Origin of the sequence: Mesorhizobium wenxiniae, assembly GCF_002284535.1 — a bacterium.
GTDB classification, from domain to species: Bacteria; Pseudomonadota; Alphaproteobacteria; order Rhizobiales; family Rhizobiaceae; genus Mesorhizobium; species Mesorhizobium wenxiniae.
Genome location: NZ_NPKH01000033.1, coordinates 178,147 through 201,535 on the forward strand (window position 1 = coordinate 178,147; position 23,389 = coordinate 201,535).

23 protein-coding genes are annotated in these 23,389 nt (G+C 64.2%); 12 read left to right on the forward strand and 11 right to left on the reverse strand.

Translation table 11 applies throughout. The annotated features are described in order from the left end of the window. Positions 1-17: 17 nt before the first annotated feature. The gene (locus tag CIT31_RS26135; protein ID WP_029351182.1) at positions 18-320 is read right to left on the reverse strand and encodes a hypothetical protein; all 303 of its coding nucleotides are present in this window, start codon (positions 318-320) and stop codon (positions 18-20) included. 216 nt (positions 321-536) lie between these two features. On the opposite strand from CIT31_RS26135, the gene CIT31_RS26140 reads away from it, so the two are divergent. The 3 genes from CIT31_RS26140 (at position 537) to dinB (ending at position 3,023) form a co-directional block, all read left to right on the forward strand. Beyond that, the gene (locus CIT31_RS26140) at positions 537-905 is read left to right on the forward strand and encodes a hypothetical protein (RefSeq protein ID WP_095521014.1); all 369 of its coding nucleotides are present in this window, start codon (positions 537-539) and stop codon (positions 903-905) included. 82 nt (positions 906-987) lie between these two features. Beyond that, the gene (locus CIT31_RS26145; protein ID WP_095521015.1) at positions 988-1,446 is read left to right on the forward strand and encodes a GNAT family N-acetyltransferase; all 459 of its coding nucleotides are present in this window, start codon (positions 988-990) and stop codon (positions 1,444-1,446) included. Positions 1,447-1,781: 335 nt separating this feature from the next. Then, positions 1,782-3,023, forward strand: a complete 1,242-nt coding sequence (gene dinB, locus CIT31_RS26150) for a DNA polymerase IV (RefSeq protein WP_095520956.1) — start codon at positions 1,782-1,784, stop codon at positions 3,021-3,023. A 134-nt stretch (positions 3,024-3,157) separates the two neighbouring features. Here dinB and CIT31_RS26155 read toward each other — a convergent pair whose 3' ends face one another. The 3 genes from CIT31_RS26155 to CIT31_RS26165 all read right to left on the reverse strand — a co-directional run bounded on the left by CIT31_RS26155 (position 3,158) and on the right by CIT31_RS26165 (position 6,307). Then, entirely contained in the window at positions 3,158-4,678 is a 1,521-nt protein-coding gene (locus CIT31_RS26155; RefSeq protein WP_095520957.1) for an FAD-dependent oxidoreductase, read from the reverse strand. Positions 4,679-4,772: 94 nt separating this feature from the next. After that, positions 4,773-5,666: a DUF2182 domain-containing protein gene (locus tag CIT31_RS26160; RefSeq protein WP_095520958.1), complete on the reverse strand. Its 894-nt coding sequence runs from the start codon at positions 5,664-5,666 to the stop codon at positions 4,773-4,775. 8 nt (positions 5,667-5,674) lie between these two features. After that, positions 5,675-6,307 carry a DUF1326 domain-containing protein gene (locus tag CIT31_RS26165; RefSeq protein ID WP_029351172.1) on the reverse strand — a complete coding sequence of 211 codons (633 nt, stop codon included), beginning with the start codon at positions 6,305-6,307 and terminating at the stop codon, positions 5,675-5,677. A 532-nt stretch (positions 6,308-6,839) separates the two neighbouring features. Between CIT31_RS26165 and CIT31_RS26170 the strand changes: the two genes are divergently transcribed. Next, complete coding sequence (locus CIT31_RS26170) at positions 6,840-7,997, forward strand: sulfite oxidase (RefSeq protein ID WP_095520959.1); 1,158 nt, start codon at positions 6,840-6,842, stop codon at positions 7,995-7,997. A 200-nt stretch (positions 7,998-8,197) separates the two neighbouring features. On the opposite strand, the gene CIT31_RS26175 is transcribed toward CIT31_RS26170, so the two are convergent. The 3 genes from CIT31_RS26175 to CIT31_RS26185 form a co-directional block, all read right to left on the reverse strand. Continuing rightward, positions 8,198-9,088, reverse strand: coding sequence for a sigma-70 family RNA polymerase sigma factor (locus CIT31_RS26175; protein WP_095520960.1), 891 nt, complete (start codon positions 9,086-9,088; stop codon positions 8,198-8,200). A gap of 29 nt (positions 9,089-9,117) precedes the next feature. Next, positions 9,118-9,429 carry a hypothetical protein gene (locus CIT31_RS26180; RefSeq protein WP_065008630.1) on the reverse strand — a complete coding sequence of 104 codons (312 nt, stop codon included), beginning with the start codon at positions 9,427-9,429 and terminating at the stop codon, positions 9,118-9,120. A 474-nt stretch (positions 9,430-9,903) separates the two neighbouring features. Further along, on the reverse strand, positions 9,904-10,779 hold the full coding sequence (locus CIT31_RS26185; protein WP_095520961.1) for an NmrA family NAD(P)-binding protein: 876 nt from the start codon (positions 10,777-10,779) through the stop codon (positions 9,904-9,906). A gap of 90 nt (positions 10,780-10,869) precedes the next feature. On the opposite strand from CIT31_RS26185, the gene CIT31_RS26190 reads away from it, so the two are divergent. From CIT31_RS26190 to CIT31_RS26210, 5 genes are all read left to right on the forward strand, one after another. Continuing rightward, a complete protein-coding gene (locus CIT31_RS26190; RefSeq protein WP_095521016.1) occupies positions 10,870-11,835 on the forward strand; it encodes a LysR family transcriptional regulator in 966 nt (321 codons plus the stop codon). Between the two features lie 62 nt (positions 11,836-11,897). Further along, complete coding sequence (locus CIT31_RS26195) at positions 11,898-12,143, forward strand: hypothetical protein (protein WP_095520962.1); 246 nt, start codon at positions 11,898-11,900, stop codon at positions 12,141-12,143. 133 nt (positions 12,144-12,276) lie between these two features. Further along, complete coding sequence (locus tag CIT31_RS26200; RefSeq protein ID WP_095520963.1) at positions 12,277-12,498, forward strand: hypothetical protein; 222 nt, start codon at positions 12,277-12,279, stop codon at positions 12,496-12,498. Positions 12,499-12,848: 350 nt separating this feature from the next. Further along, positions 12,849-13,499 (forward strand): GntR family transcriptional regulator, encoded by a 651-nt coding sequence (locus CIT31_RS26205; RefSeq protein ID WP_095521017.1) that lies wholly within the window; start codon positions 12,849-12,851, stop codon positions 13,497-13,499. Positions 13,500-13,525: 26 nt separating this feature from the next. Beyond that, positions 13,526-14,311, forward strand: coding sequence for a pseudouridine synthase (locus CIT31_RS26210; protein ID WP_165778562.1), 786 nt, complete (start codon positions 13,526-13,528; stop codon positions 14,309-14,311). A gap of 277 nt (positions 14,312-14,588) precedes the next feature. On the opposite strand, the gene CIT31_RS26220 is transcribed toward CIT31_RS26210, so the two are convergent. Beyond that, positions 14,589-15,332: a 2OG-Fe(II) oxygenase gene (locus CIT31_RS26220; RefSeq protein WP_095521018.1), complete on the reverse strand. Its 744-nt coding sequence runs from the start codon at positions 15,330-15,332 to the stop codon at positions 14,589-14,591. Positions 15,333-15,738: 406 nt separating this feature from the next. Between CIT31_RS26220 and CIT31_RS26225 the strand changes: the two genes are divergently transcribed. Next, entirely contained in the window at positions 15,739-17,130 is a 1,392-nt protein-coding gene (locus tag CIT31_RS26225) for an NfeD family protein (protein WP_095521019.1), read from the forward strand. Then, positions 17,127-17,888, forward strand: coding sequence for a slipin family protein (locus CIT31_RS26230; protein WP_065008625.1), 762 nt, complete (start codon positions 17,127-17,129; stop codon positions 17,886-17,888). The genes CIT31_RS26225 and CIT31_RS26230 overlap by 4 nt, the downstream gene beginning before the upstream one ends. A 198-nt stretch (positions 17,889-18,086) precedes the next feature. Here CIT31_RS26230 and CIT31_RS26235 read toward each other — a convergent pair whose 3' ends face one another. From CIT31_RS26235 to CIT31_RS26245, 3 genes are read right to left on the reverse strand one after another with little or no spacing between them, the layout of a single operon-like run. Continuing rightward, entirely contained in the window at positions 18,087-20,408 is a 2,322-nt protein-coding gene (locus CIT31_RS26235; RefSeq protein ID WP_095520966.1) for a xanthine dehydrogenase family protein molybdopterin-binding subunit, read from the reverse strand. Further along, a complete protein-coding gene (locus CIT31_RS26240) occupies positions 20,405-21,388 on the reverse strand; it encodes an FAD binding domain-containing protein (protein ID WP_095520967.1) in 984 nt (327 codons plus the stop codon). Before CIT31_RS26240 ends, CIT31_RS26235 begins: the two co-directional genes overlap by 4 nt. Then, positions 21,385-21,888, reverse strand: coding sequence for a (2Fe-2S)-binding protein (locus tag CIT31_RS26245; protein WP_095520968.1), 504 nt, complete (start codon positions 21,886-21,888; stop codon positions 21,385-21,387). Before CIT31_RS26245 ends, CIT31_RS26240 begins: the two co-directional genes overlap by 4 nt. Before the next feature lie 371 nt (positions 21,889-22,259). Between CIT31_RS26245 and CIT31_RS26250 the strand changes: the two genes are divergently transcribed. Further along, positions 22,260-22,892: a TetR/AcrR family transcriptional regulator gene (locus CIT31_RS26250; RefSeq protein ID WP_095521020.1), complete on the forward strand. Its 633-nt coding sequence runs from the start codon at positions 22,260-22,262 to the stop codon at positions 22,890-22,892. The last annotated feature ends 497 nt before the right edge of the window (positions 22,893-23,389 follow it).

Here is a 23,389-nt window from a genome sequence, read left to right on the forward strand (position 1 = left end):
GTGGATCGGCGCGCCACTCAAGCCCGCCTGGATCTCTCCAGCGGAACCTCGCGCTCGCTGAGCATCCGCGCCTCGGCGCGGCGCCGCTGCTGCTCGTCGACGAATGCCGCCTGGATCACGACCGCTGCGCCCGGCAGGCCATCGGCGCGGCAGGCCGAGCAAATGAGGCGCCCCGAAAGGGACGCCAGCGGCGTCTGCGCAGTTACCCCGAAGCGCCTGAGCTCAGCCGGCTTCCACCATCTGTTGCGGCCGCAATCGATACACTCGACCGCAATCGAGACAACCTCGGCGATCGTCGCTTCCTTGCCCGGCAATGCCATTGTTCCTGATGCCTCATGTTCCTGTTTTGTTCGCAACATTATGGGTTTTTTCCGAAGAGTCGAGTCGGATCTGCCCAACCCTGCGCAAAAGTTTAACTTGCGCATATTTTTGAGTTATGCTTGTATATTGACATACCGACGATTAATTAGCGCCGTGACGTACGCATGGGCGGCAAGACCGGGCACCCGTCGCGCCGCTCAGCCAAGGAAACCAGGATGGACGCCCTCTCCGCTCAATTCGCCCGTGATTGCGGCTATACCGGCGACAGCCTGGCCATGCTGGCAGCCTTCGCCGCCATCCGCCTCGACGGCATAGGCAAGGCCCGCCTGGGCCATGACCAGCGCAAGGCGGTGGTCGACCGGCTGAAGCACGGCGAGGCCTTGTTCCTGGCGGCGATCCGCCCGGCGCAGTCGGCCGAGGAGGCGCTCGAGGACGCCGCCCGCTTCATTGCGCTGTTCCGCAACATGCCGCGCTGGCGCCAGGAAAGACGCGGCGCCGATCTCGCCCGCGCCAGGCAGCAGCGGCTCTTGGCGCGCTTCTTCCGCCGCTATGGCCACCGCCTCTGGGCACGGCAGGCCGCGTAAGCCGGAGGTCGTCGACGCCATCGGCCGCGAATGGCTGGACCGCACTTGCCGTCGCCAGGCCCGCGCCGTATGTCGTCCCTCGATGAGCGAAATTGATTTCCGTCGCGCGCAAGCGCCCGATCTGCCGGCGATTGTCGCATTGCTAGCCGACGATGCGCTTGGCGCTGGTCGGGAAGACGCGTCGACGCCGCTCGCCCCCTCCTATCTCGATGCCTTCAGGGCAATCGATGCCGATCCCAACCAGCTGCTGGCGGTGGCCGTCGAAGCCGGGCAAGTGGTTGGAACCCTGCAGCTCAGCTTCATTCCGGGCATTTCGAGGAAAGGCGCCTGGCGCGGGCAAATCGAAGGCGTTCGCGTTGCCCGGCACCGCCGGTTCGGCGGCGTCGGCAAACGCATGTTCGAATGGGCGGTTGAAGAGTGCCGCTCGCGCAACTGCAGCTTCGTTCAGCTCACGACCGACAAGAGTCGACAAGAGGCGCACGCTTTCTACGAGCGCCTCGGTTTCATCGCCAGCCATCTCGGCTACAGGATGGGGTTGTAGCGCTCGATCGGCTGATTGCCGAGTCGGCGCCGCCCCTCATCCGCCTGCCGGCACCTTCTCCCGTATGGTGACGGGGCGATGGGGGCTGTCCGCAACATCGGCACTTCCTGCAACGTTGGTGATTGGCGAAACCATCGACGAGAGCGTCCGTCTCCCGTCCCTACGGGGAGAAGTGCCTAGCGGGGCGATGAGGGGCAGCGCAAACCTGAAGCGATTGCCTTCCACCTGCCGGTCCACGCTCCTTGACAATCCACCTACAATGTTCTCTTTTTGTTCAAAACCAAACCACCCTCGAGACAATGCGGCGTTCGAACCTCCGCGGGCGAACGGGCCGGATGGAAGCCAACATCCTCCACGCTGATCTGGACGCCTTCTACGCCTCGGTCGAACAGTTGCTCGACCCGGCCCTGCGTGGCAAGCCGATCGCGGTCGGCGGCGGGGTCGTGCTGGCCGCCTCCTACGAAGCCAAGGCCTTCGGCGTGCGTGGCGGCATGCCGGGGCGGCGTGCCCGGGAGCTCTGCCCCGGGCTGATTTTCGTCGGCGGCCATTTCAAGGACTACCAGCGGCTGGGCGATGCGGCCATCAAAGTGCTTGGCGATTTCACGCCGGTGGTCGAGCGGATTTCCATCGACGAGGCCTTCGCAGACGTCACCGGCTGTACCCGTCTGTTCGGGCCGCCGGCCGAGATCGCCACAACCATCCGCCGCCGCGTGCGCGCCGAACTCGGCCTGCCAATCTCGGTCGGCGTGGCGCGCACCAAGCATCTGGCCAAGATCGCCTCGCAAGTGGCCAAGCCCGACGGGCTGGTGGTGGTCGATCCGCGCCACGAGCTCGAGTTCCTGCACGATCTGCCGGTTGAGCTGATGTGGGGCGTCGGTCCGGTCACCAGGGAGCGGCTGGCCGGCATCGGCGTCAACACCATCGGCGAGCTGGCGAAGACCAACGGTGGGTCGCTGGAGCGCCTGCTCGGCCCGGCGGCGGGCGAAAAGCTCAACGCGCTGGCCTGGAACCGCGATCCGCGCAAGCTCGAGACGCAGCGCCGGGCGCGATCGGCCGGCGCGCAGTCGGCGCTCGGCAGGAAACCGGCCGAGGAGGAAGTCTTCGTGCCGACCCTGCTGCATCTGGCCGACAGGGTCGCCACCAGGCTGCGGGCGAAATCGCGGCCCGGCCGTACGGTGACGGTCCGTGTCCGCTTCGCCGACCTGCGCTCGGTGACGCGCTCGATCACGCTCGACCAGCCGATTTCGGCAACCGCGATGCTGGCCGAGATCGCCGAGGCGCTGGTGCGCAAGGTGCTTGTCGATCATCCGCACGAAAAGACCATTTCGCTGCTGGCGATCGCCGTCTCGCATCTGGAAAAGCAACCGGGCCTGCAGCTGGAACTGCCGCTCGGCCTCGATGACGACCGCCGCCGCCCCGGCACAAAGAAGGGCGTGGCGCGCTGGACCGCCGACCGCGCCGTCGATAAGATCCGCGACCGCTTCGGCTGGGAGGCGGTCGGCTATGCCTCGGTCGCGCTCGGACTGTCGCGGTCGATTCCCGATGCCTTTCGCGAGCTGGCCGAAAAAGAGTTGTGAGCCGGTTTGGCCGGACCGATGCGATGCAGAAATTCCACTTCGCGCCCTCTTGAGCCTTCGCCATTGGCGCCGCGCAGGACCACTTGAGCGCAAGCGTCCCAGTCAGCCGAGGCGAATATTCGTCTCGAAGAGGGCTAGTCAAGCGAAGCCAGGGGCGACACTGCCGGTCCGTTCAAAGCCGTGCCGTCGATAGCAAAATGCGAGCCGTGGCAGGGGCAGTCCCAGCAGCGCTCGAGCGAGTTCCAATGGACATGGCAGCCGATATGCGTGCATGCGGCCGAGCGCTTGTAGAGCGTGCCGTCGTCATCGCGAAACGCGGCGATTTTGGTGAGCCCTTCGCGGACGATGGCACCTTCTCCCGGTCGCAGCTTGTCGACGGAATCGATTTCGCCAGGCGCGATATACTCGGCAAAACTCTTGAGTGCTGTCGCATTCTCCGACAGATAATCGCCGATCGCGCCTGCCGTCTTGCGAGACGGCTCGTAAAGTTCGCGCCAGCGGCTTTCCCCCTTCAGAATCAGGTCGGAAATCAACAGGCCGGCGACGACGCCATGGGTAATGCCCTGGCCGGAATCCCCAGTCGCCACAAAGACGCGGCGGTTGCCAGGATTGCGGCCGATGAACCCCGCATAATCGACGGTCTCCATCACCTGCCCGGACCACCGGTTGGTTTCCACGCCGACATCGGGCACCAGCCTTTTGGTCCAGGCCGCCAGGGCCGCGAAGCGACCACCGGCATCATCGGCCTGCCCTGTTTTGTGGTCTTCACCTCCGACGATCAGGAAGTCGGTCCGATCTTCGCCAGGCTGAAGCCGAACGTAGTGGTAAGGGTCTTCAGTATCCCAATACAGGGCATCCGGTATGGTATCGCGCGCGATCTCGAACGACATCGCGTAGGTCCGATACGGCGCTTGCTTGGTATGGAGGGCGACCCGATCGTTGATCGGCGAGTTGGTGGCGACAACGGCCGATTTGGCGGACACGGTAAAGCCTGAAACCGTGGTTGCGCGCACGCCGCGGTCAGTCTCCTCGACCTTTTCGACAACGGTATCGGCATAAAGCGCGCCGCCGCGCGAGCGGATGCCTGCGGCCAGCCCGCGGAGATATTTGAGCGGGTGGAAGGTCGCCTGATTGGCGTATCGAAGGGCCTGCGCATCCGAAAAGCCTGCAAACGGCACACCCCTGATCTTCTCGACGTCGACACCGATTTTCAGACCGGCGTCCAGCTGGCGCTTGATGTCGGATTGCTGCCTGCCGGAAGCCGGAAAGAGAAAGCCGTCGAGGCGTCGGAAATCGCACGCGATACTCTCGCTCTCCTGGATTGATTGGATACGGTCGATAGCGGCCGACTGGCTTTGGTAATACATCCGCGCCAGGTCCTCACCGCGCAATTTGGTCAGTTCCGAAAAGTAGTCGTCGCAAATGGATGACAGGTGCGCGGTAGTGCGAGCCGTCATGCCGCTTCCGATCCGGCCGCGATCGAGGACCCCCACCTTTTGCCCGGCGACGGCCAGTTCGTACGCGACCGACAGTCCGGCAATTCCAGACCCGACGATCACGACATCGACCTGTTCGCTCTGCCCGAGCGCGACCGCGTCGGGCGCTACTTCGGTCGCCGCCCAGAGGGATACAGTCCTTTCGTCGCTGACATTCATTGGCGGAACCTCCCATCCCCAACATTCGGGTAAACGGATGCGAGGAGTCAAAGTTCCTCACGCCTTTGAATGCCGACATAGGCGGCCCTGGTCGTCAGACCAAAAGCGTTGCGCTGCCCCAGGCGATCAGGGCGATGCCGGCTGCCCGGCCAACCCACTGGCCGGCAGGAAACAGCTTTTCAGCCAGCACCAGAATAGCGAGCCCGGCAACCCACACCAGATTCATGATGCCGCCCACGAACAACAACGCCATCAGCATCCAGCAGCATCCGACACAAAACGCCCCGTGCAACGCGCCCAAACGCAGCGCGCCAACTGCGTGGGGACGCCAATGTCGGGCAAGGAACGCGGTCGGTGCCCGGCATTGCGACAGGCAGGCGTTCTTGAGCGGCGAGAGCTGATACAGGCCCGCGGCGATCAGGACGATGCCGGAAAGCCAGCGGCTCTGCGAACTCATCATCGTCGCGGAAACGAAAGCCTCGCGTTCGAGCAGCCAATGCAACGCGGTGGCCACGACGGCAAACCCCAGCCAAACCAGGAGGTAGCCTGCCATAAATACGCCGGTGGGCGCGAGCTTGTCCTGGATCTGACCCTGAGCGAGCGCATGGCGATGCACGCGCGCATAGATCAGGATAGTCGGCGCCGCACTCGGAGACATCATGGCAACCATCATGACCCACCACATGGCGATCATCAGCGCCCAGATCGCCGGCCCCCAGGCCCGCGGTTCGGCTGCCATGGCCATCGCGCTCATGTCCATGCCGGGCATATCCATCCCAGACATATCCATGCCAGACATATCGGAGGTCAGGTCGGCAGTTTGCTGGTGGGGGAATAGCGCGAGCCTCGTCATCTCCCACGCATTCATGCCGAGCCCTGCACCCGCGACGATATAAAGCCAGGCCAGCAGGCACAGCGCCACCACGCCCGCAATCGTGATGACGCGGTCGCGTCTGAGCAGCCGTTCGAGTGGCGACCCGCCGTCCATGTAGCGCCTCAGGCCCGCACCACCCCGTGATTGTTGAGATGCAGCCGGGCGAACTGGCCGTAACTGTCCTTCATGTTCACCTGAACCGGCCCGCTGGTTGTGCTCGAAGCGCTGCCGATCTCGGCGACTGCATATTCGAAGCCGTTCGGCAACACGATCTGAGCGCGCGAGTCCGCGCCCGTCACCTTGTTGCGGATCGGTTCGCCGACGGTTTCGATGTAGTCCTTGACGAAGATGCGGCCCCTGCGGCCGTCGATATCGAGGTCGAGATCGATCTTCGTGAAAACCGGCTCATTCATTTTTGTTACGGTTGAGGCGTAGACGGCGAACATCGTCGCGAACGGGTCGGTGTCCTGGCCGGTCATGATGCGCAGCAGCGCTTGACGCTGCCGGTCGGTTGCATTCTCGTCGACGAAGGCGATGGCTTCGCCATTGCCTTCGTGGATCGCGCCAGGCCATTTGAAGATCGCGGCGATCCGAAGGCCGTCGAGAGCGGTCTCGCCATGATGACCTTCGTCGATCTGGATGCCCGCCACCGCATGGCAATGGCCTTTGTCGGGCAGCGCATTGAATTGACAGTTGCAGCCATATTCGCAGGTACAATTGACGAGTTCGCGTCCCTTGATTTCCCAAGACGTCATGCTGTCCTCCCTGATATCGAAATATTAGACCATCAACATACACCTGCGCCGGCCGCACCGCCATCCTGTCGCGCCATGGAAGACGGCAGCCCATCCCGCCTTCTCGCTGGATAATGGGTGAACGTGCGCTTTGGAGATCGTAAGGCCGACATCGGAACGGCAGAAATGCGGTCGGAGCGGGCCTTTTCGACCGCACCCGCGAAAGTCCGGAAACGACCCTGGTCGTTTCCGATAGCAACTCGAGCAGCAAACGATTTTGGCAGGACTGGAAAAATCGGTCTCGAATGCTGCAATCATCATCATGTCCCGTCAAGGTTGTGGACACGTCCTTCTCAAAGGCGCACTCTTAGCGTGCGAAACGCGAGCTGGTGTTTCGTCCAATGCTTCACATGCTTGACTTGCGTCGGGTGATTGTCTGACCTGTCCGGATACTTCCGGGTCGGCAGACCTCACATTGTGTCGCCTATCCGTGATCAGGCTACGGCCTAAGGCACGTTGCAGCCCGTTCCGGATCAATTGGGAGGTAAACAACATGCCTGATTTTCAGCGCAGAGAACTCCTTGTTCAAGGAAGCGCGGCTCTCGCCGCAATTGCTGCTCTTTATACCTCGCGTCGGGCTTACGCTTTTCCAACACGGCCGAGCGAGGAAGTTATTCCGTGGCTGGATCAGCCGACCGAAAATCCCGATCCGGTCGGTATCCAGAAGCAGCTTGTCTGGGAGGATTTGGATAGCTGGATAACTCCAAACGACAAGTTCTTCAGCATCTCGCATTTCAATCGACCAACGATCAACGAGAAGACATGGTCGATGGAGATCGGAGGCCTGGTGAAGAAGCCTTTAAAATTGACGCTCGCCGACATCAGGGCGCGACCGCGGCAGGAGGTCGTTTTCACAGTGGAATGCTCGGGCAACCACGGGTTTCCCTTTTTCACTGGCGGCATCGGCAATGCGCGCTGGGCTGGGACGCCGCTCGCCCCGATCCTCGAGGAGGCCGGCGTTCTGGAGAAGGGCATCGAGGTTGTCTTTTTCGGTACTGACAAAGGCGAGGTCCCGATACGCGACGTCAAGATGCAGCAGAACTTCGCTCGCAGCATGTCGCTCGCCGACGCGATGAACCCCGACAATCTCCTCTGCTATGAAATGAACGGAGCCGCCTTGCCGGCGGCCAATGGTTTTCCGCTGCGGCTGATTGCTCCCGGCTGGTACGGGATCGCCAACGTCAAGTGGCTGGAGCGCATCGAGGTTCGCGACACGCGGTTCATGAGCCTTCTGATGGCCCGGGACTATGTCACCATCCGGGAGGAAGAGCACAACGGCGAGACCGTGTGGACCGAGACCTCGGTTGGCCGAGCGCTGATAAAGTCCGCGCCTGCGAAGGTTACCCGGAAAGGTTCGGACTACCGCATCATTGGGGCAGCCTGGGGGGCGCCGATCGAGCGGGTCGAAGTGCAAATCGATCAAGGGCCTTGGGCACCAGCGACCATCGACCACAGTGAGGAGGCCGAGCACGCCTGGAAGATTTGGTCCCTGGATTGGGCAAATCCCGTTCCTGGAGAACACACGGTGACCTCGCGCGCGGTTAGCACCACGGGACAAATCCAACCGGCAATGGACGATCCCTTGATTGCCAAGAAACACACATACTGGGAAAGCAATGGCCAGGTGACGCGCCGCGTGCGTGTCGACTAGAGCATTTTGCAGCCAAATGGGATCATTTGGCGTCGGCATAAATGCCGCAAAACATATAGTTAGAGCGAGTTACCGGTTCCAAGAGAACCGGAACCGCTCTATGTGGCAATTACGTTCGGGTCATCCGGGAGTGAAGGCTGCTTGATCCGAAAGCTGGCACCGACTCCATATCGAGCGGACAGGTGTGGGTCGTAGATCCCTCACCCGTCCACGATGCTGATCTCCGCATCGACCAGGCACCAGGGTGCGTAGCGGAAATCGCGGATCTGGACGACCCGCTCGTCCTGCCATTCGACCAGCATGAAGCCGCGCACGGCGCCGCCCGGCTCCTGCGGGTTGCGGATCAGGATCGCCGGCCTTCCATCGACGAAGCCCAGCGACAGCGCCCAGTCGCTGATGCGGTCGTAATTGCCGAAATAGGTCGACACTTCGGCCTTGCCGCGCAGGCGGAGGCGGCTGACGAGTTCGAGTTGGATATCCTCGGCGATCAGCACCCTGACGGCGTCGAAGTCGCGCGCGTTGAACAGATCGACATAGCGGCGCAGCCGCCGCTCGTCATCGGCGCCGAGCTTAGGCGCGGCGACGTGTTCGGGCTCGGCTGCCAGCACGCGCAGCTGTGCCCGCCCGCGATGCAGCGCCGCCTTGGTGGCGGCGAGCGTGGCGCCGGTCACCTCGCAGGTCTCGTGCAGGGAAAGGCCGAGCACGTCGACCAGGATCACGGCGCTGCGCTGCGCCACCGAAAGCTGCATGAAGCTGCGCAGGCCGGTCGCCGCGGCGATCCTGCTGTCGGCGCTGCCGGAAGGATCCTCGATGGTGGTCATGTCGGTCTCGGTCATGCGCGACCTTTCCCGATGGCGCCGGCGCAGATGGTCCTGCGCGGCATTATGGGCGATGCGAAACAGCCACTGCTCGGGCCGCTCGACCGCCATGCTGCCGTCGACCGCCTGCAGCGCCTTCAGCAGCGTCTCCTGCACGATGTCCTCGCCGTCGATCACCGAGCCGGCCATGCGGGCGCAGTAGCGGTGCAGTTTGGGGTGTAGCTCGGCGAGCATCGCCTCCAGCGCCGGCCGATCGAATTTCCGTGAGATCATGGCGTTCTTTCGGCCCTGGCGCGGGCGCTCTATCCGGCTTTGCCGTCCTCAAGCACATGGTAGTTGCCGATGATTTTGGCAGGCGATCGCTTGACCGGGGTCGAACGTCGCTCCGCATGGTTCTGCGTGAACGCCTCGAAGGCCGCAAGCCCGGTCAACGCGGATGGTTCATTTCCCTCGCCGACGACGTGGATGAACTCGCCGTCGTCCAGTTCGAGCACCAGATAGCGCACGCTCTGCGGCGCCGTCTCGTCCAGCGCCTCGAACACCTTTGCCACCAGCGCGCGGTTCTCTTCCAGCCCGGTGTCTTTCACGCTGTAGCGAATGAGTTTGTAGGCCATGGTTCGTCTCCTGATTGGTTGGTCTCAGCAGAAGACGACCGGAGTTACCGAAAAGATTCTCGGCTCAGCATAATTCTTTTCGGCCGCCCGCGTCGTTCTTGCCTGTGGGCGGCTGCGCGGCAGCCATCAAGGGAGAGGAGAACCGATCAATGCTCGTACCAGTTGCCGTTACTCCACCAGGACCGCGCCAGGGCATCCTAGACCGGGCATTTCGCCTGCCAGGTCGCGGCCAACGAGAAGATGGGCGACGGCGGCTGGCGCTGGATCGAGCTGCTGCGATTTCGTCGAACACCCGGCCGGCGACCTACCGAATGCTTGCCAGGTTCGAGGGGCCGAGTGTGAGCGTCATGACCCCGTTCCGGCCTGCGCCGCGGGTGCCCGATCACGATGCGACGGTCGGGTTCCTGCAACTGTGACAGTGCGAGTCGGCCGGGGCCGGAAGTCCTCCTGCCATCACAAGGTTCGCATGAATGGTTAAGCGGCAGCGCGCAGCTTCGTCACGATACGCTCGACCGCGGCTGTCAGCGATGTCGTGCCACGCCAATGTTCGGTTCCGGCCTGGCGCGTGAAGCGGCCGTTTGCAATGCCTTCGTACATGCCGAGCAGGGCGGCGGTACCCTCCGCGGAGAGCCCCGCCTCGGCCAGGACCGCTTCGCGCTGCTCCGGCGGCACGAGCACTGGCTCGACCGGACGGCCGAGAACCTTCGCAAAGGCAGCCGCCACATCGCTGGCGCTCCAGTCTTCGGGCCCGGCCAGTTCCACGATGCGCGTTCCAGCCCAGTTCTGGGACATCAGCCGGGCGGCGGCGCGCCCGACATCGGTCGTGCTGACCATGGGAATTTTCCGGTCGGGTTCCAGAAACGACGGGAGCACGCCTTCCGAAACGCAAGCCTCAGCGACTTCCGACCAGGTTTCGACAAAATAGCCCGAGCGCAGAAAGGCCGTGGCGGGCGCGGTGCCGGCTAGCATCGCCTCGACCTGATGCAAGGTGGCAATGACCCCGGTGCCCGTCTCATGCTGCGCGCCAATCGACGATAGGATAACGCTCCTGGACAGATCGGCGCGGCGGACCGCCTGGGCAAGTGCTGCGCCGATCTCCGCTGTCTGTCCAAACGGATCGCCGGCGACGGGCGGGGGGTTGAAGAGAAACGCCGCCGTGGCGCCCTTCAAAGCGGCGGAAACCTGCTCTGCGTTATCAAGGCTGGCGAGGGCGACTTCGGCACCGAGCGCCGCCCACGCTTTGCCCTGTTCCGGACGGCGCACGACCACGCGCACGGGCTCACCGTTCGCCATCAGCGCACGCGCCGTTTCCCCGCCGGCCCGCCCATTTGCTCCAAAAACCACATGCATGATCTGTTCTCCTCGGGTGTTCGCGATTGATGAGAACCCAGATTACGGAATGGCTATGCATGCGACAAATGCATGTATTATATAGCCGGCATGCACGAAGTGAATTTGCGTCGCGTCGACCTGAACCTGCTGGTGGTGCTCGAGGCGCTACTTGACGAAAGAAGCGTCACGCGGGCCGCCGTCCGTCTCAGTATGAGCCAGCCGGCGGTGAGCCGTGCGCTGTCGCGGCTAAGAAAGCTGTTCGCGGATGCCCTTCTGGTGGAAGGGCGGACAGGTTACATGCTCACTGCCCGCGCCGACGAGATTCGGCCGGCGCTGCGCAGGACCCTGGCGGACATCGCTACGATGCTGGGGGCGAATCCGTTCGACCCGGCAACGGCAACCGGTCATGTGCGGCTGCTGATGATGGATCTTGAGACTGCCGCGTTGGCGCCTCATCTGCTTGCTCGTCTCACCGTCGAGGCGCCGGCGCTCGATCTGGACATTCTGCCGCCCAGCGCAACGGCGATCGAAGCACTGGAGGAGGACGCCGTGGACGCACTCGTCGGCGTGATCGACGATGCGCCCGCGGGCATCCGCCGGCGCGGCCTCTATCAAGACCGCTTTGTCACGCTGATGCGCGCCGGGCATCCCGCAGCGAACCATGAGCTTACGCTCGACCGATTTCTTGAATTGGGTCATATCGTGGTGAGCGTCACCGGCGTTGGACCAGCGTTCGTCGACGTGGCGCTCGCTGGTGTGGGCCGCCGACGACGGGTCAGCGTGCGCGTACCGAGCTTCCTTGCAGCAGTGGAAATCGCTGCCCAGTCCGACCTGATCATGACGCTGCCGTCGAGCCTGGCGCAGATGGTGGGCGGACGTTTTGTCTCGCTGCCCCCGCCGCTTGATCTCGGCAGCTTCACCATGAGCCTTCTCTGGCACGCGCGCCACCAGGACGAACCTCGGCACGTCTGGTTGCGGCATAGCATCGCCGCCGCTGCAACAGCGCTGAGCGCGCCCGGCGCATCCATCGCCGAAGGCAGCGTTCGTCCGCAGCCTGCGGGCAGTGCTCCTTGAGGAAGTGGATGATGCTGAGGCCAACGGAAACGAGTCGGTCGATGTGATCGTTGGTGCCTGTCATGTTCGCCGTGAGCATGATCGGCATCCGCACTCGCCAATCTGATATTGGCAGCCGCAAGCGCCGGCATGCGCTCGAACAGCTCGTCTTCCAGAGCTGCCGTGAGCTTTTTCGCTTCGCAGACCGGCAGGTTTTCTTCGACGGCGACGGCAATGTTCGGCGTGCAGCTTGTGACCGATCCACCGCGCCTGCCACCCTCCTGCGGTTAGCCTGCCGGATCGGCCGGCTGGCCCGTATTATTTCGTGACCGTGTTGCGCTGGAACCTTCCCTCGCACCACGCGTTCGGGGCGCTGTATTTGCGATGCCTTATATTTAGGCAAGGCGACGGCGAATACCGGCGGGGAGGCAAAAAGCATGGGTTGGGGAGGAGCATATTGTCATGTCGAACCGTGAAATTGGAACGTCGCACACATTGGGGCTGCGTGTCGCTGACCTCAAAGCCAGGATGCAAAGCGCCCGAATTACCGGGCACGAGATGAAAACCTTTCAGAAGGTCGCCGCCGTCATGGGAGGAGGTGAAGGCTCCCTGCGGCTCGATGCCGACGACCTGATTGCCGCGTCTTTCGTCGTCGAGACGCTGGACGACCCCAGGTCGAATTGACGATCGTGGTGCCTCGGCGATCAGCCAGGCACCACGTCGGAGCGAGGGAAGCGGCGCGTCCGAGGCAGGCGACCGCTTTCCTGACTGCAAATCTCCTGGCGCTCGGCTACCGACACGGGGTTCCGTCCGGTAGAGCGCCAGGAATTTTCAAACACGCGGATGGCAGCGGAACCGAAGCCGCGCAGCAGGGCTCGCCGGCCGGCTGGCCCATGCGGCGTGACGCGCATCACCGGCACCCGTCCTGGGATACTCGTATACGAGAATCCACATATCCGCCCTAGCTGCTTTCTGTTAGGCAAGGTCCGCAGGATAGCAGGGAGAATGGTTTGCGCGGACTTGGCGACGGCTTGATGCAGAAGCCGCTGACGGTGGCGGAGCAAGTTGCGAATGTGCTGCGCGAATCGATTGCCGAGGGCAGCCTGGCGGCCGGCACGCCGCTGCGCCAGGACGATCTGGCCGAGCGCTTTGGCTTCAGCCGCATGCCGGTCCGCGACGCGCTTCGGCAGCTCGAAGGCGAAGGCATCGTGTCGATCCATCCGACCGAGGGCGCGCGCGTCGCCAGGATGGACGCTGCCGAGATCAGGGAGATCTTTGCGGTCCGCGCCCTGCTCGAAGGCGAAGCGCTTCGGCTCTCGGTCCCGAAACTCGGCAACGAGGAGCTCGACGAGGCCGGCTATGTCCTCAACCAGATCGATGCCGAGCCGAATGTCGGCCGCTGGGGATCGCTGAACCGTGCCTTTCACCTGGCGCTTTACAGCGCCTGCGGCAGCGCCCGGCTGCTCGGCCTCATCGAAGCCCACCATAATGCGGCCGACCGCAACGTTCGCGTTCTCTTGTCCAACGTCAACTATCGCAGCCGCTCGCAGGCGGAACACCGCGACCTGTTGACAACCTGCCGCCACCGCGATGCCGAGGCGGCCGTTCGCGTCCTGAGAAAGCATCTTAGCGACCGCATGGAAACGCTCGCCAAGGCTGGAGATGGGCTGGCGGGAAAGTCCTGACCTTGCCGGAACGACCACGCACGCCGATGACGCCACGACCGAACGTCGGCCGGCAACGCCCCTCGCCCAGCGCCGGGGCCGGTCCTCCCGGAGTGAGACCCGCGGGCGTCAGCCTTTGCCGGGCGCTGTCGAAGCTCGGCCTGTGCTCGCGCAAGCAGGCGGAGCTGCTGGTCGCCGAAGGGCGCGTTCGGGTCGCCGGCAAAGTCGTGCGCAACGGCTCGATGCGCGTCGATCCCGGCCGTGACCGCATCGAGGTCGACGGCAGCCGGGTCGTCGCCGAGCGCAAGGTCTACTTGATGATCAACAAGCCGCGCGGCCTGGTCACCACCCGCGACGACCCGCAGGACCGCGGCACCGTCTATGACTGCCTGGCAGAACTCGACCTGCCCTTCGTGTCGCCGGTCGGCCGCCTCGACAAGGCCAGCGAAGGCCTGCTCCTGATGACCAACGACACGCGCTTTGCGCAGCGCCTGCTCGACCCCGCCTCGCACGTCGCCAAGATCTATCACGTGCAGATCGGCGCCCTGCCCGACGAGGCCATGCTGGCGCAGTTGCGCGCCGGCGCAACGGTCGACGGCGAGGATTTGACGGCGCGGTCGATCGACATCCTGCGCAGCGGCACCAGCACTGCATGGCTCGAAATCACCCTCGACGAGGGCCGCAACCGCCATATTCGCCGCCTGCTCCGCGCCTATGACATGGAAGTGCTTCGCCTTGTGCGGGTGGCGATCGGCCCATTGCAGCTCGGCGACCTTGCCAAGGGCAAGGCACGCCACCTCACCGCAGAAGAGCTGGCGATGTTTCAGGCCTGAGCGAAGACGCCGAAGCGACCAAAGCGGTTGGCGCATGTATTCTCGCGGCCGACAAGAGCGGGCATCGCCGGACGGACAGGCCAATCATTTCACGCTGGCGCCGCCCCTCACCTGCCTGCCGGCATCCTCTCCCCGTATAGTGACGGGGAGAGGAGCGCTCTCATCGATGGCGTCGCCGATCATCAGCGTTACAGAATGTCCACCAAAGGTCGCCACCAGCCCCGACCCCCTTAGCAGGAAGCCGCCCGTCGCCTCTACGCAGGCCCTCGAAGACACCTTACTTCGCGTCGTGGAAGATAATGCCGACGGTGTGGCGCAGGCCGGAGCGAAGCCGGCTGACGCCGTGCCTGAGATTGACGCGGTAGCTGCCTTTGCTGCCCTGGACCGGGCGATTGTGGACCGCAAAAGCGACTGCATCGCCCTGGCGTAGCGGCACCACCTCGGCGCGGCTCTGCATGCGCGGGCGCTGTTCGGTCAGCACGAACTCGCCGCCGGTGAAGTCCTCGCCGGGTTCGGACAGCAGAATCGCCACCTGCAGCGGGAAGGCAAGATCGCCGTAGAGATCCTGATGCAGGCAGTTGAAGTCGCCGGCAACGTATTGCAGCAGAAGCGGCGTCGGCCGCGTCTGGCCCTGCTCGTGGCATTGCTTAAGGATCGCGGCGTGTTCGTCCGGGTAACGCTGGGCGATGCCCATGCGCTCGTTCCACTCGTTGGCGACCGCTGCAAGGCGCGGATAGAGCGCGGTGCGCAAGCCGCCGATCAGCTCGGGCAAGGGGTAGCGGAAATAGCGGTACTCGCCCTTGCCGAAGCCGTGCCGCGCCATGTGGACACGGCTGCGGAAATGGCTTTCGTCGGGATAGAGCCCGGCGATCTCTCGGCACTCCTGCGGTGTCAGCAGCTTTTCCATCACGGCGCAGCCGTAGCCGCTCATCTCCTCGGCCAATGCCTGCCAATCATATCCGGCGACCCGCGCTTCCGCCGATCGGACCGCTGCTTTCGAACCTATCGAATGAATGGTCATGGCTTTGCCTCCTCTGGCTTCATCGGCTTCTGCAATCAGATGGGTGAAGCAGCGCACGCAAACCACCCGTTTCATGCCAATGGGGTTAGGCACAGGGTTGAAGCTGCCGATCTCCCCCGCATATGGGGGTCCCCCTCATCCGGCCGCTTCGCGGCCACCTTTCTCCCCGCCGGGGAGAAGAGGTAGCACCGGCGCTGCCAATCTCCTCTCCCCTCGGAGAGAGGGTCGGATTGCCCCGAATTGCCCTTCGCAATTCGGTTGGCAATCCGGGTGAGGGGCACTTGCCGATATGCGATTGCCTCGTCACCCAGCGGAGGGGATTGCCAATCGCCATTGCGCCGCTGCGCGCGACGCAGCATGGATTTCGGCAAAATCGGGCCCATATCCCTGATAGGGAGCTTTGAGCGTGAAACTCGCGCGTGTGGCCCTGCTTGCCGCGGCTTTTGTAGCCGCTGTGTTGGTTTCTTCCGCAACCGGAGAGGCGAGCGGGCAAGAGAGGATTGCGCTGCGCATCGAGATAGACGGCGCCATCGGTCCGGCGAGCGCCATGCAGTTCGAGGAAGCGCTGGCGGTGGCCGCCGAGCGGAACGCCAAGGTTTTCATCCTGCAGATGGACACGCCCGGCGGGTTGGTCACCAGCATGCGTGAGATCATCGCCGACATCCTCGCCTCGCCGGTTCCCGTCATCGGCTATGTCGCGCCCGCCGGCGGGCATGCGGCGAGCGCCGGAACCTACATCCTCTACGCAACCCATGTGGCGGCGATGGCGCCCGGCACCAATCTGGGCGCGGCAACGCCAATCGAGATGGGCGGGCCGCTGCCATCCTTTCCCGGTGGCGACGACAAGAACAATGGCCCGGAAGCCGGCAAGAACCCGAAGAGCCCACCGGCGGGCGATGCGATGATCGCCAAGGCGACGAATGACGCGGTTGCCCTGATCCGCAGCCTGGCTGAACTGCGTGGGCGCAATGCCGATTGGGGTGAAAAGGCGGTGCGCGAGGCGGCCAGCCTATCGGCCAACGCGGCGCTGCAGGAGCGTGTCGTCGACTTCGTCGCCCGCGACACGACCGAACTGCTTCAGCTGGCTGACGGCCGGACGGTGGAAATAGCCGGCAGGAAAGAGGTGTTGGCGACCAAAGGGCTGCCGGTTGAAACGCTGGAGCCCGGCTGGCTCCTCCGGCTTCTCGCCGTCATCACCGACCCGAACATCGCCGTGATCCTGATGCTGATCGGGGTTTATGGCCTCGTCTTCGAGTTCACCAGCCCGGGCGCGGTCGCGCCCGGCGTGGTCGGCACGATCTGCCTGCTGCTCGGGCTCTATGCGCTCAATCTCCTGCCGATCAGCTATGCCGGCCTTGCCTTGATGCTGCTTGGCATCATCTTCCTCGTCGTCGAGGTCTTTAATCCCACAGTCGTCCTTGGGCTGGGAGGCGTGGCTGCGTTTCTGCTGGGCTCCGCCATGCTGCTCAGGATCGAGGGGCCCGGCTTCGAGATGTCGTGGGCCGTCATCGGCACCGCCGCGGTCCTGACGCTCGGCCTGGCGCTGTTGACCGGCAGCTATCTGTGGGCGGCCCGCAAGAACCTTCCGCGTGTTGGCGCACAGGCCATGCAAGGCCTGCCGGCCAAGGTCCTCGATTGGGAGGGCAGCGAGGGCCACGTGCTTGCCCGGGGCGAGCGCTGGCGGGCAAAGGCCGACGAACCCATTGCAGTGGGCGACAGCGTCGAGGTGGCTGACGTCAGCGGTCTCGTTCTGACGATACGGCGTCGCAATGCGGGAAGCGATGGAGCAAGGCAGTGATCATCGGTTATGTGGCCTATCTGGTAGCAGCGCTCGTCGTGGTCATGTTCCTGTCCGCGGCCATTCGCATCCTGAGGGAATATCAGCGCGGCGTGGTCTTCACGCTCGGCCGCTTCACCGGGGTCAAGGGCCCCGGCCTGATCATCCTCATCCCGTTCGTGCAGCAGATGGTGAAGGTCGACCTGCGCGTGGTGGTCCAGGACGTGCCGCCGCAGGACGTGATCTCGCGCGACAACGTCTCGGTGAAGGTCAACGCGGTGCTGTATTTTCGTATCGTCGACGCCGAGCGGGCGGTGATCCAGGTCGAGGACTTCATGACCGCCACCAACCAGCTGGCACAGACCACTTTGCGCTCGGTGCTCGGCAAGCATGAGCTCGATGAAATGCTGGCCGAGCGTGACAAACTCAACAGCGATATCCAGGAGATTCTCGATCAGCGGACCGATGCCTGGGGCATCAAGGTTTCCGATGTCGAGATCAAGCATGTCGACCTCAACGAGAACATGGTCCGCGCCATCGCCAAGCAAGCCGAGGCCGAACGGCTGCGGCGTGCCAAAGTGATCAATGCCGACGGCGAGCAGCAGGCGGCGGCAAAACTCGTCGAGGCCGGCAAGATGCTGTCCGAGACGCCGCAGGCCATGCAGCTGCGCTATTTCGAGGCTCTCCATGACATCGCCGGTGAGCGCTCGTCGACGGTCGTGTTTCCGGTGCCGATGGACCTGCTCGGTCATTTCATCAAGCAGGATGGGGAGAAGTGAGTTGGCTCCTCAAGTTGGAGGGACAGCACCCCTCTGTCCTGCCGGACATCTCCCCCTCAAGGGAGGAGATTGGCAGCTTCGGCGCTCCGTCAGCTTTCCATCGCTTGTGGTTGGCGAAAGCAGTTGAGCGAATAATCTCCCCCTCGAGGGGGAGATACCCGGCAGGGCAGAGGGGGGCGCTTCGCACGACCCTCCCCTCTAAATCAGCTTCTCCAGCGTGATCGGCAAATCCCGCACCCTTTTGCCGGTAGCGTGGAACACCGCATTGGCGATCGCCGGCGCCACGCCGACGATGCCGAGTTCGCCCACACCCTTGCCGCCGAGCGCCGAGGAATGCGGGTCGGGGATGCCGACCGAGATCACCTCGATGTCGGGAATGTCGGCATTGGTCGCGATGAGATAGTCGGCCAAGTTGTTGTTGACGATGCGGCCGTGGCGGCGGTCGACGATGCCTTCCTCCAGCAGCGCCTGGCCGATGCCCATGATGATGCCGCCCTTCCACTGGCTTTCGGCGAGCTTGGGATTGTAGAGCCGGCCCGAATCCAGCGCCGACACCACGCGCGACACGCGCACCGTGCCAAAGTCCTGGTCGACGCGCACCTCGACGAAATGCGCGCACCAGCTGTGGCGGGAATAGTCGCCTTCGGTGTGCGACAGCGCCGTCGCGATGGTCGTGTAGTTCTTGTAGCGATCCTCCGCCGTCGAGTTGGCCGGCATGGTGTCGCCCATCGCCTCAATCTGCTCGCGTCCGACGCTGGCGAGCAGCTCGGCGATGGAGACCTCAGGCCCCTCGCCGCGCGGCGACTTTATGCGGCCCTCAGCGACGACCAGCGTGTTGGCCTGCAGTGCATGGAACGGCGAATTTGGATCGCTGATCGCCAGCCCGACCAGCTCATCGAGCGCGGCAGTCGCCGCCTTGTGCACGGCGCCGGTCATCACGCCGGCCAGCCGCGAACCGCCGGTGACGCCGGCGCGGGCGTAGCGGGAGTCACCCAGCTTCACCACGACGTTCTCAGCCCGCACGCCCACCACTTCGGCGGCGGTCTGCGCCAGGATCGTATAAGTGCCCTGCCCCATGTCGATGCTCGAGCTTTCGACCTCGACCGAGCCGTCGGCGAGAATGCGCACCATCGCCTCGCCATAGGCGCGCCGCACCGGATAGGTGCCGGCGGCGACTCCCCAGCCGATCAGCTGGTTGCCGTCGCGCATCGAGCGTGGCTCTGGCGAGCGCCTCGACCAGCCGAAGGCCTCGGCACCGGCAGCGTAGGCCTCGCGCAGCTGCCGTGTCGACCACGGCTTTTTCGCCTCCGGATCCTGCTCGGCATAGTTCCTGAGCCGGATTTCCAGCGGATCGATGCCGACTTCATAGGCGAGTTCGTCGATCGCGCTTTCGATGCCGAAGGCGCTCGGGTTCTCGCCCGGGGCGCGCAAAGCGCCCGGCGCCACGGTGTTGACCCGCACGACATTCTGCCGCGACGAGAAGTTCGGCGTCGCATACATGATCGAGGTGACTGAACCGAGCGGCTCGACCCACATGCCGTCGACCGAGGTCTCGTTGACGCCGCGATGGACGATCGACTGGATCTTTCCCTCGGCGTCGGCGCCGAGCGCCACCGTCTGACGTGTCGCCGCCCGTCCGCCATAGGCGGTGAAGGTCTGCGGCCTGGTGACCGCGAGTTTCACCGGCCGTTCCAGCATTTTCGCGGCCATCGCCGCCACCGCGCCGTAGCCGTAGGCGAACGCCTTGGAGCCGAAGCCGCCGCCGATAAAGGGCGAGACCAGGCGCACATTCTCGAACGGCACGCCGAACCATTCGGCATAGGTCCGCGCCATGCCGTCGAGCCATTGGCTGGGCTCCCACACCGTCAGCCGGTCGCCCTGCCAGTGCGCGATCAGCCCATGCGGTTCCATCGGCGCCTGGTATTCGCGCGGCGTGTTGTAGGCGGCGCAGATCCGCACCGGGGCGGCGGCGAAAGCCGCCTGCGCATCGCCCCACTCGTTCGTCATCGCGTCGATCGGAATGCCGTCGCCGGCCTTCGCATCGCTAAGGTCGACGATGGCCGGCGTCTCGTCATAGGCGACCCTGACCAGCGCTGCAGCCGCGACGGCCTGCTCGAAACTCTCGGCCACCACCGCCGCGACGTGCTGACCACTGAAGGTGATGTTGCGCGCCAGCGGACAATAGGGAACATCCGGCGGCGGCGTGCCCAGCCAGTCCGTTGCGGTGTTGAGGCGCAACGCATTGTCCGGCGTCAGCACCAGAACCACGCCCGGCGCGCTTTCAGCCGCTGCCGTGTCAATCGAACGCACCTTGCCGGCCGCAATCGTGCTCTCGACGAGAACGGCGTGGCTCAGCCCTTCGAGCTGCTGCTCGACCGCGTATTTCGCGGCGCCGGTGATCTTGGCCGGGCCATCGACGCGCGACAGCCGCCCGCCAACCTGGTCCGCGACGACGGCGCCGTCCGATGCGTCGCCCCTCTTCGAATCATCATGTCTTGTTCTCAACTCGTGAACGGTCATGCCGTTTCTCCCACTTTGAGGATGGCGCGGGCGACGACGCGCGGCGCCAGTTCGATCTTGTATTGGTTGGCGCCGTGGTCGACGGCGCCCTCGATGGCGAGCAGGCTGGCGCGCCGGACCGTATCAGATTCCAGAACCTTGCCTTTCAGCGCCTCTTCGACGGCGCGTGCGCGCCATGGCTTGGTGGCAACGCCGCCGAGCGCCACGCGCAAATCCTTGATCGTCCTTCCGTCCGCCTCGAACTCGATGCCGACGGCGGCACTTGCGGCAGCGAATTCGTAGGATTGCCGGTCGCGGATTTTCAGATAGGTCGAGCGCTGGGCGGCAGGGGAAGCAGGAATGCTGATCGCGGTGATCACCTCACCTGGCGCGATCGCATGCTCCCTGTCGGGCGTGGCGCCCGGCAGCAGAAAAAAGTCGTCGACCCCGACCTGGCGGTCGCCGAGGTGGACTGTTGCGTCGAAGGCGACCAGCGCCGTCGCCAGATCGCCCGGATAGGTGGCGATGCAGGTCTCGCTGGTGCCGAGCACGGCATGGCCACGGGTGACCCCGCCGATCGCCGAGCAGCCGCTGCCGGGCGTGCGCTTGTTACAGGCGGGAAAATTCGCCGGATCGCGGAAATACGGACAGCGAGTGCGCTGCATCAGATTGCCGCCGATGGTCGCCATGTTGCGGAGCTGCGCCGAAGCCGCCTGCCACAGCGCTTCCGAAACGGCAGGGAACCGGCTCTTGATGGCGGCATGGTCGGCGACGCTGCTCATCTTTGCCAGCGCGCCGATCATGGCGCCCCGGTCGTCGACCGTGATCCTATCCAGTCCCTTGAGATGAGTGATGTCGACCACGGTGTCGGGTTCGGCGACGCCGCATTTGGCGAGATCGACGAGCGTCGTGCCGCCGGCCAGCAGCATGGCGCCGGGCAGCGCCGCCGCCTGGCGTGCCGCATCGACGGAATTGGCGCGCAGATACGAAAAATCCCTCATGACGCGGTCTCCATGGATGACGCAACCTCCAGTGCCGCCTGGCGAACGGCGGCGACGATGTGCGGATAGGCGCCGCAGCGGCAGAGATTGCCGGCCATATATTCGCGGATCTCGTCATCCGAACCGGCATGGCCTTCGCTGATGCAGGCGACCGCCGACATGATCTGGCCCGGCGTGCAGTAACCGCACTGGAAGGCGTCCTGTTCGAGAAAGGCGGCCTGCACCGCGTGCAGCGTGCCGTCGCCCTCGGCAAGCCCTTCGATGGTGCTGACCGCCCTGCCCTCAGCCTGGGCAGCGAGCGTCAGGCAGGCCAGCACGCGCTGGCCGTCGACATGCACTGTGCAGGCGCCGCATTGGCCCTGGTCGCAGCCCTTCTTGGTCCCAGTCAGGCCGAGATGGTCGCGCAGGGCGTCGAGCAGCGTGACGCGCGGCTCGACCTCCAGTTCATGGCGATGTCCGTTGATTTGAAGGTGGATGGGAATTCGGGTTTTGCTTGTCATGGGGGCGTCTGGCTCCAGTTGCTTGACGCGGTGCGGCAAGAGCACCAAGGGATGGTGAGGGGCTAATCTCCCCCCTTGAGGGGGAGATGGCCGGCAGGCCAGAGGGGGTCGCCTTGCGTAAAGCGCCAACCTGCACTGTCGCAAGGGAGGAGGTCGCGTCCGGTCCAACCGACCCCCGCTGTCGCCTTTGGCGACATCTCCCCCACAAGGGGGGAGATCACGCTCTCTCCGACTTGCAAGCTCTCAACACGTGACATGCCGGTCCCCTGATTATATGATAAAGGTGCTCCACTAAAACGGAGGCGCCTCCGTTTATTACGTGGGGGCTGAACCGGTCGAGTTCAAGCCCCGTATTCGCAGTGGAGAAAAAATTGGCTTCGCAGCCGCCTGCAACCGCCAAAGACAAGCCCGACGCGACAGCGGCAAAACCGTTGCGCGCCGATGCGCAGCGCAACCGCGACATGCTGGTCGAGGTCGCAGCAGTGGCCTTTGCCGCACATGGCGTTGATGCCTCGCTGGAGGAGATCGCGCGCCAGGCCGGCGTCGGCATCGGCACGCTCTACCGGCACTTTCCGACGCGCGAGCATCTGGTCGAGGTGGTCTACCGGCGCGAAGTGGAAGGCCTGTGCCAGGCCGCCGACGAGCTCGCCCTTCACCATTCGCCGGACGTCGCGCTCGAACAATGGATGCAGCGCTTCGTCGACTACATCGCCACCAAGCGCGGGCTGGCGACAAGCCTGCGTATCTTGCTCAACACCAATTCCACCTTGTTCTCCGACGTTTCGGGCAGGGTGACGCTTGCCTTGCGACGGCTGATCGAGGCGGCGGTGGCCGACGGCTCGATCCGCAGCGACGTCGACGCATCGGACGTTCTGCACGCGCTGGGCGGCATCTATTCGGCGCCCGACACCAAGGACTGGCGCGACCGCTCGCGCCGGCTGGTATCGCTGCTGATGGACGGGTTGAGGTTTGGGGCGGGCAGGTCGGCGAAGGGTGGCGGGTGAAGGCTGGGCTGCAGTCGAACCTCCATGCTCTCTCAACTGGCGTGGAGGATCCGAAAGCGATCTGGTTCCGCCGGATTTCGATCAACGATTTGGATTGGCCACCAAGCCATTGCCAAACGCTGGTTCCTGGCGTGCGGGAGAACTGGATTTTCCCGCGAGTGCCTTCAACTGCAACGCACGCCAGGGTTCGGCAGTGCGCGCCCGGTCCACGCCGCGAGATGAAGTTCGCGTTGGGTCATTTCCGATGTTGGCGCTTCCTACGAGCATCTAGGTGTTGAAGCGGAATGGTATTAGGACGTGAACCCATAAATCGGGATTGACCGAAATTGGTGGGAAGCGGAACGGCGGCTTCAGGAATTTGTCTTCGATTGCAGGCATCGGGGTGCGCTCGCATCGTTGCGAGCAACTTCTCAGCGGACTCGGCAACGGAAGCCGCCTGCTCCAAGAACGGAAAAAAACTTAGCGACTTGACGAAGTTTTCGCTTGCGCCACCGGCA